This window comes from Rossellomorea sp. ABR4_012, from assembly GCF_056159545.1.
The window spans coordinates 281,783-296,822 of record NZ_JBSWVK010000005.1; the positions used below are offsets into that span (position 1 = coordinate 281,783).

The 15,040-nt window shown below is 41.7% G+C and carries 14 protein-coding genes; 8 read left to right on the plus strand and 6 right to left on the minus strand.

Features of this window, described 5'->3' with window-relative positions; translation table 11 throughout:
- Window positions 1–61: 61 nt before the first annotated feature.
- Together ACXAFV_RS19565 and ACXAFV_RS19570 are read left to right on the plus strand one after the other, a co-directional pair.
- Window positions 62–214 carry a hypothetical protein gene (locus ACXAFV_RS19565; protein WP_475128918.1) on the plus strand — a complete coding sequence of 51 codons (153 nt, stop codon included), beginning with the start codon at window positions 62–64 and terminating at the stop codon, window positions 212–214.
- 1 nt (window position 215) lies between these two features.
- Window positions 216–407: a DUF3813 domain-containing protein gene (locus tag ACXAFV_RS19570; protein WP_475128919.1), complete on the plus strand. Its 192-nt coding sequence runs from the start codon at window positions 216–218 to the stop codon at window positions 405–407.
- Between the two features lie 73 nt (window positions 408–480).
- Here the strand turns inward: ACXAFV_RS19570 and ACXAFV_RS19575 are convergent, their stop codons facing one another.
- Window positions 481–1,335: a YitT family protein gene (locus ACXAFV_RS19575; protein ID WP_475128921.1), complete on the minus strand. Its 855-nt coding sequence runs from the start codon at window positions 1,333–1,335 to the stop codon at window positions 481–483.
- Between the two features lie 238 nt (window positions 1,336–1,573).
- Between ACXAFV_RS19575 and ACXAFV_RS19580 the strand changes: the two genes are divergently transcribed.
- The 5 genes from ACXAFV_RS19580 (at window position 1,574) to ACXAFV_RS19600 (ending at window position 6,078) form a co-directional block, all read left to right on the plus strand.
- The gene (locus tag ACXAFV_RS19580; RefSeq protein ID WP_475128922.1) at window positions 1,574–2,422 is read left to right on the plus strand and encodes a DegV family protein; all 849 of its coding nucleotides are present in this window, start codon (window positions 1,574–1,576) and stop codon (window positions 2,420–2,422) included.
- A 69-nt stretch (window positions 2,423–2,491) separates the two neighbouring features.
- Entirely contained in the window at window positions 2,492–2,623 is a 132-nt protein-coding gene (locus ACXAFV_RS19585) for a DUF3941 domain-containing protein (protein ID WP_475128923.1), read from the plus strand.
- 467 nt (window positions 2,624–3,090) lie between these two features.
- The gene (locus ACXAFV_RS19590; protein ID WP_475128925.1) at window positions 3,091–3,582 is read left to right on the plus strand and encodes a YajQ family cyclic di-GMP-binding protein; all 492 of its coding nucleotides are present in this window, start codon (window positions 3,091–3,093) and stop codon (window positions 3,580–3,582) included.
- A gap of 104 nt (window positions 3,583–3,686) precedes the next feature.
- Complete coding sequence (locus ACXAFV_RS19595) at window positions 3,687–5,036, plus strand: CoA-disulfide reductase (protein WP_475128926.1); 1,350 nt, start codon at window positions 3,687–3,689, stop codon at window positions 5,034–5,036.
- A gap of 172 nt (window positions 5,037–5,208) precedes the next feature.
- On the plus strand, window positions 5,209–6,078 hold the full coding sequence (locus tag ACXAFV_RS19600) for an SDR family oxidoreductase (RefSeq protein ID WP_475128927.1): 870 nt from the start codon (window positions 5,209–5,211) through the stop codon (window positions 6,076–6,078).
- A 559-nt stretch (window positions 6,079–6,637) separates the two neighbouring features.
- Here ACXAFV_RS19600 and ACXAFV_RS19605 read toward each other — a convergent pair.
- The 5 genes from ACXAFV_RS19605 to ACXAFV_RS19625 form a co-directional block, all read right to left on the minus strand.
- Window positions 6,638–7,669: a LacI family DNA-binding transcriptional regulator gene (locus ACXAFV_RS19605; RefSeq protein WP_475128929.1), complete on the minus strand. Its 1,032-nt coding sequence runs from the start codon at window positions 7,667–7,669 to the stop codon at window positions 6,638–6,640.
- A 167-nt stretch (window positions 7,670–7,836) separates the two neighbouring features.
- Window positions 7,837–9,375, minus strand: coding sequence for an alpha-amylase family glycosyl hydrolase (locus ACXAFV_RS19610; protein WP_475128931.1), 1,539 nt, complete (start codon window positions 9,373–9,375; stop codon window positions 7,837–7,839).
- 37 nt (window positions 9,376–9,412) lie between these two features.
- Complete coding sequence (locus ACXAFV_RS19615) at window positions 9,413–10,255, minus strand: sugar ABC transporter permease (protein ID WP_446246010.1); 843 nt, start codon at window positions 10,253–10,255, stop codon at window positions 9,413–9,415.
- 2 nt (window positions 10,256–10,257) lie between these two features.
- On the minus strand, window positions 10,258–11,544 hold the full coding sequence (locus ACXAFV_RS19620) for a carbohydrate ABC transporter permease (protein ID WP_475128932.1): 1,287 nt from the start codon (window positions 11,542–11,544) through the stop codon (window positions 10,258–10,260).
- Window positions 11,545–11,696: 152 nt separating this feature from the next.
- Window positions 11,697–12,977, minus strand: coding sequence for an extracellular solute-binding protein (locus ACXAFV_RS19625; protein WP_475128934.1), 1,281 nt, complete (start codon window positions 12,975–12,977; stop codon window positions 11,697–11,699).
- A gap of 289 nt (window positions 12,978–13,266) precedes the next feature.
- On the opposite strand from ACXAFV_RS19625, the gene ACXAFV_RS19630 reads away from it, so the two are divergent.
- The gene (locus ACXAFV_RS19630) at window positions 13,267–15,027 is read left to right on the plus strand and encodes an alpha-glycosidase (protein WP_475128935.1); all 1,761 of its coding nucleotides are present in this window, start codon (window positions 13,267–13,269) and stop codon (window positions 15,025–15,027) included.
- The last annotated feature ends 13 nt before the right edge of the window (window positions 15,028–15,040 follow it).

Here is a 15,040-nt window from a genome sequence, read left to right on the forward strand (position 1 = left end):
TACAAGCCATACTACAAGAGAACACAATTTTGTGTTCCAGCTTGTAAAAGGGGTGGTTGCAGTGGGTAGAAATAAATCCAAACGATTTGTACAACAAGGTAAAGTTGCTGTGGATAAACATGATGAACGTATTCCTTACCATCTGACATATGCGGAAGCAGAGGCAAACAAACTGTCATCTAAAGCGGAAGACTCCTCTTTAGGAGGAATTTAACATGAGCAATCCATTATTCCGGCAGGCACGCCAAGCTGTTAACTCCGCGAAACAGGCGGCAGCTGAAGGCGGGAATACTGAAGCATCTGTAAGTAAAGCAAAAAATGCCTTATCTTCTGCATACGCTAATAGCAATGTAGAAGAACAACGCCAATTACGCGCCCTTCAAGATGAATTGAATACACTTCAGTAACGAGCAAAAAGGTTGACCTTCTACCACAAGGTCAACCTTTTTCTCTTCAAGCTGTAAGATATTCACTTCACCATTAATCTCTTCTAAAGAAACCGAAGATCCCTGTCGTTTGAACAATGTTGGTAAATGCATTGGGATCCACTTCTTTAATTGTATGCTCCAGCTCATACAACTCATAGCGTGAAATGACGATGATCATCATTTCTTTCTCTTCTCCTGAAAAAGCCCCTTTTGCCGGAACCGTTGTGATACCTCTCATAAGCTTTGCATGGATGGCTTCACGAAGTTCTTGTGACTTTTTCGTAATAATCATCGCCGTCAACTTCTCGTGACGGGTATGGATCGCATCGATGACGCGTGTGGAAGCATAAAGTGTAACAAGCGTATACAATGCTTTTTCCCAGCCATATAAAAACCCTGCTGAAATGATGATGACCGCATTCATCACAAAGAAATACGAGCCTACAGGCCTGTCTTTCATCCGGGAAAGGATCATCGCGATAATATCCATTCCCCCGGTAGAGGCACCCCACTTCAAGGTCAAGCCCACACCAACCGCTGCAATGACACCGCCAAAGACCGCATTCAATAATATATCGGGTGATAAATGAATGACGGGAATGACTTCTAAGAAGAAAGATGTCAGGAATACGGATATAAAGCTGTAAACGGTAAAGGACTTTCCAACCTTAAACCATCCGATAATGGTTACCGGTATGTTTAAAATGAATAATAAAATACCTGTTGATACGTTAAACTGAGTAAATTCTTTGATAATACTCGATAATAACTGTGCCATCCCGGTAAATCCACTTGCGTAGACATTTGCCGGTATTAAGAAAAAGTTCATGGCAATCGCACCCAGAATCGCCCCGATGAGAACGACCACAAACTTTTTTGCTTCCAAATGAACATGATCCCTGTTCATGCACAAACCTCCCTGTTGTTATATTTATGTACTACTAAATATGTTCCACAAAATATCATACCTAAACTCTTGCAGCAGTTCATCTGATTGAATGAATTTTTATAAAAAAATAATCTTATGGTAATACAAAAATCTGCAGAATCGTCATAGACCCAATAATTTAACACAGGAATAGATTGTCATTTTACTGAAAAATAGCTAGACTAAAGCTATAAGTAAAGATAAAGGGATGAGAATAATGACAGTAAAATTATTTGCTGATAGTGCAAGTGATCTGCCAAAAGAATTTTTCAATCAGGACAACATAGAATTTTTCCCTCTAAAAGTACATATCGAAGGACAGGATTACGAAGACCTCATCAGTATCGAACCGAAAGCCGTATTTGACAAAATTCGTGATGGGCAAATGCCGAAAACATCTCAAGTATCACCGGAAACTTTCCTGAAGAAGTTTACCGAGCTCGCTGAAAAGGATGAGAAGGGTATTTATGTCGCCTTCTCTTCTCAACTTTCAGGTACTTATCAAACAGCGGTGATGATTCGTGATCAAGTTAAAGAAGATTATCCCGGGCTAGACCTTACCATCATTGATTCCAAGTGTGCCTCACTTGGTTATGGGCTTGTCGTGCAGAGTGCATTAAAGACCCTCCAAGAAAACGGGACCCACCAAGAAATCATTGATACCATCACCTATCATGCAGAACATATGGAACACCTCTTTACCGTGGAAGATCTCGATTATCTTGCCAAAGGCGGACGTGTATCAAAAGCCTCTGCATTCGTGGGAGGACTGCTAAACATCAAACCTCTTCTTCATGTCGAGGATGGAAAGCTTGTCCCGATCGAAAAGCTCCGCGGCAAAAAGAAGCTTTTGAAGAGGATCCTTGAACTGATGGAAGAACGCGGTTCAAATCTGTCACAGCAGACGATCGCCATAAGTCATGGTGATGATGAAGAGCTGGCTCAGGAAATGAAAAAGATGATCCAAGAGAAGTTCTCTCCAAAAGATGTATACATCAATATTATTGGATGCGCTGTCGGTTCTCATACAGGAACTGGCACATTGGCAGTATTTTTCCTTCGTTAACACTCATAAACCTCCCTTCATTTCGTCATACTAATTGAGAAGTTATATATATTGAAGGGAGTTCATAAAATGCCGCACACATCTGATAACGATAAAAAAGCAAAAGACAACCAGGCACTGCATGAAGAGAAAAACAAAATGAAAGAACTGAACCGTCAAGACGGAAAAAATCAATACTCCAAAAAGACGGATCATATCTGATATGTTCTTCACGTTGGAATTTGACTCTCAATTTACCACCTGTTGATGCAGGTGGTTTTTCTTTGTGGAGTCGCTGGCATAAATATGATTTATGTTATTTTTTGCACAACAGCTAGAGATTTTTGTTATTGATTACATTATTTTAAAAGGCTTCAGCTGTTGATTGGAGTGCAAGACGTAGACTCCTATCGGAAAGCGGAGGGGCTTTGCCCAGAAGGGTGTGGCATAAGACGACTCGTCCATGAAGGCGTTTTTTGCCTTCTTGGTCGGTTTGGCTTATGGCATGTGCTTCTAAGCCTGCAGCTGGACAGTTCACCACTTGACGAAGAGGCTCACCGACCGCCCGCGGAAAGCGAAGTCTTGCACGGAATCGGGCAACGTTATTTAACACACATCCTTAGAGTTGTGCATCTGAATAACACTTGTCTATAATAATAGAAGAATCTAGTAATTGGAGGGAATCCCACATGGCAAAAGAAAGTTCATTCGATATTGTTTCAAAAGTGGAAATGTCTGAAGTAAGCAATGCCATTCAAATCGCACTCAAAGAAATTCAAAACCGGTATGATTTCAAAGGGAGTAAGAGTGATATCAAACTGGATGGAGAAGAAATCGTGTTGATATCAGATGACGAATTCAAGATGAATCAACTAAAAGATGTGTTATTAAGTAAATTGATCAAGCGCAATGTACCGGTCAAAAACCTTGATTACAGCAAGCTGGAAGGCGCTTCAGGCGGAACGGTCCGCCAGCGGGCAAAACTGGTCCAGGGGATCGACAAAGAAAATGCGAAAAAGATCAATACAATCATCAAAAACTCTGGTGTGAAGGTGAAGAGCCAGGTACAGGACGACCAAGTCCGTGTTACAGGGAAAAGCAAGGATGACCTTCAAAAGATTATTTCCGCTGTAAGGGAAGCTGATCTTTCCATCGATTTTCAATTTGTAAACTTCCGCTGATTTGTTATCTTACATTGTCTAATGGGTACAATATACTCATTAGGCTTTTTTTATACTATCTACCCTTGAAATACCAATAAAAGATTCGTACATGGAGGAGAAAAATGAGAAATAAAATTATAGTGATCGGTGCTGTTGGCGGCGGTGCAACAACGGCATCCCAGCTCAGAAAATTAGATGACAAATCAGAAATCATCTTACTAGAAAGAACTTCTTATCTTTCTTACGGTGCATGCGGCATGCCTTATTATCTCGGGGATGTGATCGAAGACCGGGAAGATTTATTTGCTTACACCCCGGAAAAACTGCAGGCTAAAAAAAATATTGATGTCAGGATGCAGCATGAAGCCTTAGAGATCGACCGGCAGCAAAAATCCCTTACGATTAAAGACGGTAAAACCAATGAAGAATATCATGAGACCTATGATCATTTGATCTTAGCGACAGGTGCTTCCCCATTCATTCCTGATATCGAGGGACTTGAACAAATCCCTTCATTCACTCTTCGAACCGTTGAAGATATGGATAAATTAAAACACTACCTGGAAACGGAAAAACCTTCTGCCGGTGCGATCATCGGAGGTGGATTTATCGGTGTAGAAATGGCGGAAAATCTGACACACCTGGGAATCCAATCATGTATCGTCGAGCGCTCAACTCACGTTCTCAGTGTCATAGACGAAGAAACAGCATTAAAGGTACAACAACACTTAACCGATAAAGATGTAAAATTGTATTTGGAAAACGGACTGCACAAGATTATTTCAGGAACTGAAATCCAGCTGGATAACGGAGAAACCATTGAAGTTGACTTCATTCTTTTATCAGTAGGCATTAAACCAAATAATAAACTGGCTCATAAGGCTGGTTTGACTGTGGGTGATTCCGGCGGTGTCAAGGTAAATGAATTCATGCAGACCGATGACCCTTCGATTTACGCTGTGGGTGATGTAGTCGAATCTTTCGACTTGATTGACGGCAGTCCGAAACAAGTTCCACTGGCCTGGCCGGCCCATCGCCAGTCATATATCATTGCAAAGCACCTTACAGGCAGCCCTGTGCCTTTCAAAGGCATGCTTGGAAGTGCGATCGCAAAAGTGTTTGATTTGACCATTGCCTCGACAGGATTAGGGGAAAAAGAACTTACAGAACGCAAAATACAGTACACGACAGCCACTCATAAAGGCAAATCACATGCAGGATATTATCCGGACAGCAAGGATGTATATGTCAGGGTCCATTTTTGTCCTGATACCGGGAAAATCTTTGGAGGGAATGTCGTGGGAGGAGAAGGTGTCGATAAACAACTGGATGTACTCTCCACCGCCATTACCGGCGGTCTGACTGTCATACAGCTGCAGGAAATTGAAACATGTTATGCCCCTCCCTTCTCATCCCCGAAAGGCTTGTTGAATATGATTGGCTATAAAGCAGAGAAGTTGATGAATTCATGACCATACGAGCAGATCCGATTGGGTCTGTTTTTCTTTTTAGAAAATTCAACATCACACCATAAAAACCGGGTAAAGATGTTAATAATTGCACTCATCGGGTAAACACTAATCTAAGTAATAGGTATCAAGATAATGAACATTTAATCTAACTACTTAAAAGGAGTGTTTTAGATTGTCACAGCAGCAAAATGGAAAACAAACCTTCCCCCCTCAACACCAAGATCATCAGCCAGGTACAATAGATGAGATGAATCCTCAGCCGATTCATACCGATCAAAATTACAAAGGAAGCGGTAAACTGGATGGAAAAGTTGCCCTCATTACAGGTGGTGACAGCGGAATCGGCCGTTCTGTAGCATGGTATTTCGCTCGCGAGGGTGCTCATGTGGCAATTTCTTATCTGGATGAGCATGAGGATGCAAACAAAACAAAAGAACTTGTGGAAGCAGAAGGAGTTCAGTGCATGCTGCTCTCAGGGGATATTGGCAGCGCAACCTTCTGTGAAGACATCATGAAGAAAGTGATTTCACAGTTTGGGAAATTGGACATTCTCGTCAATAATGCAGCCGAACAGCACCCGCAGGAAGGCCTTGAAGACATCAGCAACGAACAGCTGGAACGCACATTCAGAACCAATGTATTTTCAATGTTCTATCTGACCAAAGCAGCGCTTCCTCACCTGAAAAAAGGAGCTTCAATAATTAATACCGCTTCGATTACAGCTTACAAAGGTAATAAAGATCTTATCGATTACTCATCCACTAAAGGAGCAATCGTCAGCTTTACACGGTCGCTGGCAGAAAACATCGCCTCAAAAGGGATGCGCGTCAACGGCGTAGCGCCGGGTCCAATATGGACACCGCTCATTCCATCGACCTTCAGTGCAGAAAAAGTATCCCAATTTGGCGCCAATACACCGATGGGAAGAGCGGGTCAGCCCTTCGAATTAGCTCCTGCTTATGTATACCTTGCAAGCGATGATTCAACCTATGTGTCCGGTCAGATGATTCATGTGAACGGCGGTGCGGTAGTGAACGGATAAACCACCGGCTGATAATCAAATGTGGCGTGTGCGGTGGGGCTATTGAGTCATCTTACATTAGGCATATTAAAAACCGGGTTCTTCGACCCGGTTTTAATATGCCTTGATTATGTCTTTAAGATGCGGGTCCGGGGAATCGATATCAATATGGGCTGCCCAGTACACAATATAGCATATAGCAAAATTCAGCCTTTTCCGCTCGTTATTAATTAGAATCATTCTTATAAGATCATATATTTCAGAATAGGATCATAAACACTGGATTAGGATCATAAATCCGGAAAATGGAACGTATTTTTTGTCGAATGGATCATAAATCTGAAAAATGGATCATAAATGCCGTTTAGAGATGATTAACCTAGAGAATTCTCATGATTTACTGCTCCCAAACTCAATGAATGCCAACATTCTTAAGAAAATTGATTTTTTATGCATCCTATACAAACATATTCCTTATAATCGGTGACAACGGTGCGCAATATCTGTAATATCGGCCATATGCACAGTTCTACATAAAAAAAAATGACCGGGCATAAACCTCAAGCCCAGGTCACTTTTTTTATCCGTGAATCTCTCTCGCGCTGCACGAAGCCCGCTTCACGATCTCATGAGGAATGATGATCCGCTTGATCGGGTCCTTTGGATTTTCCACCTTTTGAATCAGGCTTTTAGCCGCTTCATTGCCAAGGTTGAATATATTAATATCAACCGAAGTCAATGGAGGACGGGACATTTCTGCTAGCAGTACGTTATTGAAGCTGATGATGGAAATATCGTCAGGTACAGATATATTCATTTCATCCAGAGTATTCAGTACTCCTAAAGCCATCAAATCATCCGCTACGACAAGCGCAGTCGGGGGGTGTTCAAGCTGCATCAATTCATTGATCGCTTCCCTTCCACCTTCCCGTAGAAACTCTTCGTGAATGATATATTCGTCTTTCAAGTCAAGACCTGCATCCCTGAGTGATTTCTCGTAGCCCAATAAACGCTCGACTGTAACAACAAGATTCAGGTCCCCTCCGATAAAACCGATACATTCATGCCCGAGGCCGAGCAGGTAATCCGTTACTTCCCTGGCAGCCCTGAAATTATCATTATCAACATGAGTGATTTCTTCACAGTATTTATAAGGTTTCCCTATCATGACAAAAGGGAAGTTACGATCTTTTAAATAGTTCATTACTTTATCTTCGACTTTTGAATAAAGCAGGATGATTCCATCCACTCGTCCGCCTTGAACCATTTGAACGACACCTTCATAGATTTCCTCTTCCGACTGTCCTGTCGTCATTTGAAGGGCATATTGCTTCTCATGTGCCCCCTCACTCAATCCTCTTAGGACTGTAGGGAAGAAAGGGTTTTGTGAGAAGGTGCTTGCAGAGCCTGGCAATACAAGCCCTAATACTCTTGTCGACTGATTGGCAAGGCTTCTTGCGATGAAGTTAGGATGATACCCTAATTGATCCATCGCTTCCCTGACTTTTTGTTTTGTTTTTTCACTGATTCTAGGGTTATTTGCGATTACGCGTGAAACGGTAGATGGTGCGACATTTGCGAGTTTCGCAACATCTTTTATCGTAACAGCCATCGTTCCTCCCCCCTTCTGTTTAAAAGTGATTGGATGGTTTCTTAGAGATTATTGCTTTTGGTAAGTTAAGAAAAATACTAAATAAGTGCGAACAGAGAGTAAATATAAAAGCGCTTCCAACATTACTGAGAGAATCTTATAAAAGGCTCGTAAAGGAGCCTTTTATCTTATGATTTGCGGTTTTTCCTTCCACGTTTCCACACCAGGTAAATAAATAATAAAAATAATACATAAACCGCAGCAAGTGCCGCCAGATATGGAATGTTCAGTCCACTTTTGGCTTTAAGAAGATAGATTTCCGCTTCTTCGCGATCCAACGCGACCTTATACGTGCCGTTTTCATCACTTCTTACCAGGTCATTTGAAAGTAACCCTTTGAGTTCATTGTTATCAGCAAGGACTTCTTCATCAAGTTCAACAGTTTGGGTTTCACTGGAATTATTGATGGCTACAACTACCGTCTGATCGTTGTAAGTTCGTTTATAAATACCCATTCCATCTTTTTCATACAACGGCTCTATCGTTCCCCTTGTCAAAGCCGGATAATCCTGACGAACTTTACCGAGTGTTGAAATGTAGTCAACCAGTTCTTTATCGGCCCTGAAATTCATCAACCGGCGATTATCCGGATCTTCCCCGCCGTCAATGGCAATTTCAGACCCATAATACACAATCGGTATTCCCGGAGTTGTGTACATATACGTTAAGGCAAGCTTCCAACGGGTGCCCGGGAAAACATTTTCCTGTACCAATAAACGGGTAAAACGCTCCATATCATGATTGTCAATAAACGTCCCCATTAAGTAGGGATCCTCATAGAACGTTTCATTGTACTTCCAGAAATTGAACAATCGGTCCATTGATGTATCGGTTTTTTTGAACACTGAACGTAATTCTTCAGCTTGGGGAAAATTAACGAATCCATCGATCCCAACATCATTATATTCCGCTATCTTCTGAGGATCTCGATCAAAAACTTCACCAAGTAGATAGAAATCGTCTTTCACTGATTTAACTTCTTTACTGAATTCACTCCAAAAATCTTGAGGTACATGGCGTACTGTGTCCAAACGATAACCGTCGACATCCGTCTCTTTAATCCACCATTTGGCAGCATCGAAAAGATATTCCCTTACTTCTGGATTCTCTGTGTTTAAATCAGGAAGATCATACAGCCATGCATTCTGGACACTTTCCTTGTCAGAAAAGTTCATTGGCTGTTTCTCATGGAACCAGTCCTCTTTTGCAGGGTCATCAACCCAGGGATGCTCCGGCCCCACATGATTCACGACAAAATCAAGTACGACTTTCATATCTCGTTTATGTGCTTCGTCTACCAGCTTTTTAAACGTTTCCATCGTACCGAAATGCTCGTCGGTCTTATAAAAGTCCGTGATCCAATATCCGTGATATCCTTTTGGCTGGTTGTCAAAGACAGGGGTCAGCCATATGGAAGTGAAACCCATTTCCTTGATATAATCCAAACGATTGATAACCCCCTGGAAATCACCGCCCTGGTAAGCCTTGGGATCCTTCGTGTCCACATCTTTATCGTTTGTTGGATCACCATTGTTAAAGCGATCTACCATTAGGAAATAAATTGTTTCATCCTGCCACTTTCGTTCTTCTTTTTCAACTGCACCTACCGGAAGGGCGTAAAAAAGAAGAAACGGGACTAAAATGAGAGATAGTACTCTTCTTTTCATCTCCGCTCCTCCTCAATAGTTAGTAACGCCTATAAGATTATCCTTTTGTACCCCCTGCCGTCAATCCTGAAACGAAGTATTTCTGGAAGAACAAGAATAAAAATGCGATTGGAACAGCAATCAACACAGAACCTGCTGCAAACGTTGTAAATTCGGCACCGAATTGCTTTGCAACCATATCATAGAGAGCAACCGGCAGCGTGTACATTTTTTCAGAACGCAGCAGGATACTTGCCAAGATAAAGTCTGCAAATGGTGCAATGAATGAGAACAAAGCGACAACCGCAATGATAGGCTTGGCAAGTGGCATGACGATTTGGAAAAAGATCCTGAGATGTCCTGCACCATCCATTTTTGCTGATTCATCCAGCTCTTTTGGAATTGTATCCAAATATCCTTTCATCAGCCATGTGTTCATCGGTATCTGACCTCCGACGTATACAAGGATCAACCCGATATGAGTATCCAATAGATCCGTTAACAACGCGAGAACGAAAATGGCAATCAATGCAGCGAAGTTAGGAATCATTTGCAGGATCAAGAATGTCATTAACCCATTTTTCCGTCCCGCAAAACGATAACGGGAGAAGGAATAAGCCGTCAAGCTTACCAGAAGAACCGTAAGTGCCATCGTTGACAAACTTACTTTTAATGAATTCCAGTACCAGATCAGATAGTTGCTTCGTTCAAGGTCAAATAATTCCTTATAATGAGCAAGCGTAGCGTTTTTAGGAATGATTGATGATCCTGATAAACTCTGCCCCGGATTAAAGGAAGAACCGATGATCCAGGCTACAGGGTAAAGGATGATCGCAAACATAATACCAATGGCCAAATAAGAAAATGTTAAACGTATAAGTTTCTGTCTTTTCATATTCATCTTTACATCATATCCTCTTCTTGGAATGATTTCGTGCGTTTAAACTGCCAGATCGCTACAGTGATAACGATGATCGATAGCAGCAATGTGATGGCGGCTGCTTTGGAGTATTGAGCGGACGTCATCGTCAGGCTGTAAATCCATGAAATCAGGATGTCTGTACCACCTGCGTTCTGTCCTGTTAAAGCCGGTCCCCCGCCATTGAATAAATAAATTACGTTAAAGTTGTTAAAGTTGAACGTATATTGTGTGATGATGATCGGCGCTGTTGCAAATAACACAAGCGGCAGTGTGATATTCTTGAACTTTTGGAATATCGAAGCTCCGTCAACCGTCGCAGCTTCATACAATTCATCAGGAATGGATTGAAGTACGCCTGTTGTCATGGCAAAAATGAACGGGAACCCTAACCACGTCTGAATGAAGATCAAGGCCAGTCGTGTATACATCGGCTCTGTCATCCACGGGATTTCTCCAATTCCCAGAAATGCGAGAATGTCCCGGTTGATTGTTCCGAACGATTCATTGAACATACCAGCAAAAACAAGGATGGAAACGAATGCAGGAATCGCCCATGGTAAAATGAATACTGTACGGATAATCGCTTTCCCTTTCAAATCCTTTTGATTCACAAGGATAGCAAGGAAAATACCAAGTGACACCTGAAGTGTCGTAGCTCCAAATGTCCACACAAGCGTCCATGCTAGAACGGTGATGAATGTTTCTCTCCAAATATCAATCTTGAATATATCAACAAAGTTCTGAATCCCTACCCAATCAACCAGCTTTGCAGGCGGAGAATGATAAAGATCATAGTTTGTGAATGCCAGAAGGACCACGAAGATGATTGGGAAGATGACTACGAACACCAGAAGCAGGAATCCTGGTGACATGATCAGATAAGGAAATCCGTTATCCACTAGATTTCTGTATTGCTCCCTGATCGTGCTAAGTTGTTCCCCTCTATCTCTTTTCTCTCCATTTACATATGCGTCACGAAGATTAAATAGATAAAAACCGATTCCGAATAATAAAACTATGATTGCAAGAATTCCGTACACCATCAAAAAGATGGAATGATCTCCGTAAGATACGTCCGTTCCAAGTGTTGTGATCCCCCACAGACCGTAACTGATCAAATCTCTGAATACCAGGATAAAAGCGGCTGTCATGATCAGGAAAAATCCGCCTTTTACATACTGTTTATGATACAACTGACCGAGTCCCGGGATGATGGAAAGGGCCAGCGCTGTTTTTCTATGTTTTGATTGATAGGATTGTTGCTCCATCCTGTAGTCCCCTTTCTATACTTCAACTTATTTACTAAGCTTCAAGAGCTTTAGGAGGCAGAAACGTATTTCTTCCTCTTAAAGCCCTTGAATAGGTCTTTAAAAGGATAGCAGTACCTCTCCATTCGGAGAAGGTACCGCTATGGTCTTGATTAATTTGAATGATTCGCTTCGATGTTTTGCTGGATTTGCTTCACTGCTGCGTCAAGAGCCGCTTTAGGTTCTTGCTTACCAGTTACAACCGTTTGAAGTGAATCAGCCATTGGTCCCCAAACCTCTCCCATTTCTGGAATGTTAGGCATTGGAACTGCATATTGTGACTGTTCAGCAACCGCTTTGGCACCTGGGTTTTCAGCAATCGCAGGATCGTCGATCAACCCTTGGTTTGTTGGAACTTCTTGTGTTTGTTCGAAACGTAGTTTAGCATACTCGTCTTGAGTGATGAACTCGATGAATTTTTGAGCCCATTCTTTATTTTCAGAGTATCCAGATACATGCCATCCTTTAACACCCATGAATGTTTTCATTGGCTCTCCGTTTGGAAGTTTAGGCATAGCAGCAATACCGATGTCGATTCCAGCATCTTTGTAGCCTTGGAAAGACCATGGTCCATTCATAACGGAAGCAACTTTCCCTTCACCGAATAAACCATCCATTGCAGAACCGCCATTTTCTCCAATGATACCTTTAGGGAATAAACCTTCTGAGTACCATTTTTGAATGTATTCAGTACCTTCTACAGCACCTTCATTGTTCAAGCCAAGGTCTTTTGAATCTAATGCTCCATCATTTTCAGCAAATACATATCCGCCGAATCCGCCGATTGGCGCATGAGCGAAGTAGAAGTTATCCCATAGCGCTAAGAAACCGTAGTTTCCATCTTTCGTGAAATCTTTAGCGAATGTATATACTTCATCCATTGTTTTTGGAGCTTCTTCCATCAATTCTTTGTTATAAACAAATACTGGAGTTTCAGAAGATTTTGGAAGACCATACAGTTTTCCATCATAGCTTTGAGCTGTCATTGAAGATTCAGTGAAGCGGTCTTCAATTTCTCCTTCAACCTCTAATGGTGCTATGTGACCTGCAAGAGCAAGTTCACCAATTTGATCGTGTGGTAATGTCAATACGTCAGGACCTGTTCCTGCTGGACCATCGAGACGTAATTGTTCTTTCATTTTAGTAGCCATTTCTACTTCTTTCACTTCTATTTCGATACCAGTTTCTTCTGTAAACTTGGCACCTACTTCATCCAGCCATCCAGTTTTCTCTTGATCTTCCCAGATAACCAGCTTTTCAGGCTTGTTAGCAACGTCAGCTTTTTTCTCGCTGTCTTTGTTTCCTGAAGACTGTTCTTCACGGTTAGGACCACAAGCAGCCAACGCCCCTAAAACAAGCATAACTACCATTAATAATGATAATGCTTTCTTCATCTTGACCCCTCCTAAGTATAGGTAAAATAATATTTCCCCGATTGTACAACCGTTTGCACACATAACTAGATTCCGGTGCAATAGACACCGCTTACAATTATGTGTGAAAGCGATTGCACAACCTATTTCCTATTATACAAATTAAATATGAATTAGCAATAGTTTTTTAAATATTTTTGAGTTTTATAGGAAAATACTAAAACGCTTCCACATTGAAGATTTGTTTTATTGACAACACTATGAGAGTAGACTACTCTTTAAATGAAAATGCAAAAAGGAGGATTCACGGATGTTACTAGAAGCGATTTATCATCGACCAAAAGATAATTATGCATACGCTTGCACTAATGAAGAGCTCCATATCAGAATAAAAACGAAAAAAAATGATATAAAAACCGCAGTTGTCCTCCACGGCGACCCTTATCATTGGGAAAACGGGGAGTGGATTTATGATAAAAAAGAAATGATCTTGTCAGGCAGCGATCAACTATTTGATTACTGGTTCGCTTCATTGAAACCTCCTTTCAGGCGTCTCCGTTACGGTTTTGTCCTGAATGATGGGGATAAGGAAATCTTCTATGGAGAAAAAGGTTTTTCCGGTCATCCTTCATCGGACATCGGTGATTATTTTTGTTTTCCTTTCTTAAATTCAATTGATGTTTTTCAGGCTCCTTCGTGGGTAAAAGACACGGTCTGGTATCAAATCTTCCCTGAACGATTTGCAAATGGCAACAGAAAGAACGATCCGGAGGGAACACTTGAATGGAACAGCGCAGAACCTTCAAGAATCAATTTCTTCGGTGGTGATCTGGAAGGGGTCATCGAAAACATCCCTTACCTCAAAGAATTAGGCATCTCAGGGATTTATTTCACTCCAATCTTCAAGGCTCATTCCAATCACAAATATGATACAATCGACTATTTCGAAATCGATCCGCAATTCGGCACAAAAAAAACTTTGAAGGAATTAGTCTCTACATGTCATGAAAACGGAATAAAAGTCATGCTGGATGCCGTTTTCAATCACAGCGGCTTTTATTTCTCACACTTTCAGGATGTTCTCGAAAATGGTGAAAAATCGCCTTACCGCGACTGGTTTCATGTAAAGGAATTCCCATTGAATACTGAGAGCACACCGCCGAATTATGACACGTTCGCTTTTGAAGCTTCGATGCCAAAATTAAACACCGAAAACAAAGAAGTACGCGATTATTTACTTGAAGTCGGGCGCTACTGGGTGAAGGAATTCGATATCGACGGCTGGCGCCTTGATGTCGCAAACGAGGTGGATCACGAGTTCTGGAGGGACTTCAGAAGAGAAGTGAAATCAATTAAACCTGACTTGTATATCCTGGGAGAAATCTGGCACGATTCCATGCCTTGGCTTCGGGGGGATCAATTTGATGCCGTCATGAATTATCCGTTTACGACGAACATGATTAACCTGTTCGCTAAACAATCCATCTCTCCGTCCCAATTTGTTGAAAATTTAACAAGTGTCATCCACATGTATCCAAAGAACGTAAATGAAGTCAATTTTAATTTAGTGGGGAGTCATGATACCCCGAGGATATTGACAGAGTGTGGAGAGGATATTCGCAGGCTGAAACAAATATACAGCTTCATGCTGTCATTTACCGGAACACCTTGTATCTATTATGGAGATGAAATCGGCATGACCGGCGAACAAGACCCAGGCTGTCGAAAATGCTTCCCCTGGGAACGGGAAAAACATAACGAAGAGCTCTTTCGTCATGTTCAAAAGCACATCGAGCTCCGCCGCACCCATCCTTTATTAGCTAATGAAGGGAATCTCTCTTTCTTACCGGCCGAACTCCATGAAGGCTGCATCGCTTTCACTAAATCGAATGGGGATGATACAATCTTCATCCTTCTGAATTGCAAGGATGAGGCTACAACTTACTCCCTGCCATTCGATTTAAAAGGCAAGAAGATCGTTAACCTTTGGAATGATGAAGAATTCGCTGCCGAAGCCGAAACCATTGAAGTTGAACTTGAAGAGTACGGTTTTGCCATCCTTCACATTTAACTCTTGATTCCTT

What these genes read in the sequence shown, in the direction of transcription:
- ACXAFV_RS19580 (WP_475128922.1), top strand. Translation starts at nt 1,574, where the DNA reads ATGACAGTAAAATTATTTGCTGATAGTGCAAGTGATCTGCCAAAAGAA.
- ACXAFV_RS19610 (WP_475128931.1), bottom strand. Translation starts at nt 9,375, where the DNA reads ATGAAAAGAAGAGTACTATCTCTCATTTTAGTCCCGTTTCTTCTTTTT.
- ACXAFV_RS19590 (WP_475128925.1), top strand. Translation starts at nt 3,091, where the DNA reads ATGGCAAAAGAAAGTTCATTCGATATTGTTTCAAAAGTGGAAATGTCT.
- ACXAFV_RS19595 (WP_475128926.1), top strand. Translation starts at nt 3,687, where the DNA reads ATGAGAAATAAAATTATAGTGATCGGTGCTGTTGGCGGCGGTGCAACA.
- ACXAFV_RS19630 (WP_475128935.1), top strand. Translation starts at nt 13,267, where the DNA reads ATGTTACTAGAAGCGATTTATCATCGACCAAAAGATAATTATGCATAC.
- ACXAFV_RS19615 (WP_446246010.1), bottom strand. Translation starts at nt 10,255, where the DNA reads ATGAATATGAAAAGACAGAAACTTATACGTTTAACATTTTCTTATTTG.
- ACXAFV_RS19575 (WP_475128921.1), bottom strand. Translation starts at nt 1,335, where the DNA reads ATGAACAGGGATCATGTTCATTTGGAAGCAAAAAAGTTTGTGGTCGTT.
- ACXAFV_RS19620 (WP_475128932.1), bottom strand. Translation starts at nt 11,544, where the DNA reads ATGGAGCAACAATCCTATCAATCAAAACATAGAAAAACAGCGCTGGCC.
- ACXAFV_RS19585 (WP_475128923.1), top strand. Translation starts at nt 2,492, where the DNA reads ATGCCGCACACATCTGATAACGATAAAAAAGCAAAAGACAACCAGGCA.
- ACXAFV_RS19625 (WP_475128934.1), bottom strand. Translation starts at nt 12,977, where the DNA reads ATGAAGAAAGCATTATCATTATTAATGGTAGTTATGCTTGTTTTAGGG.
- ACXAFV_RS19605 (WP_475128929.1), bottom strand. Translation starts at nt 7,669, where the DNA reads ATGGCTGTTACGATAAAAGATGTTGCGAAACTCGCAAATGTCGCACCA.
- ACXAFV_RS19570 (WP_475128919.1), top strand. Translation starts at nt 216, where the DNA reads ATGAGCAATCCATTATTCCGGCAGGCACGCCAAGCTGTTAACTCCGCG.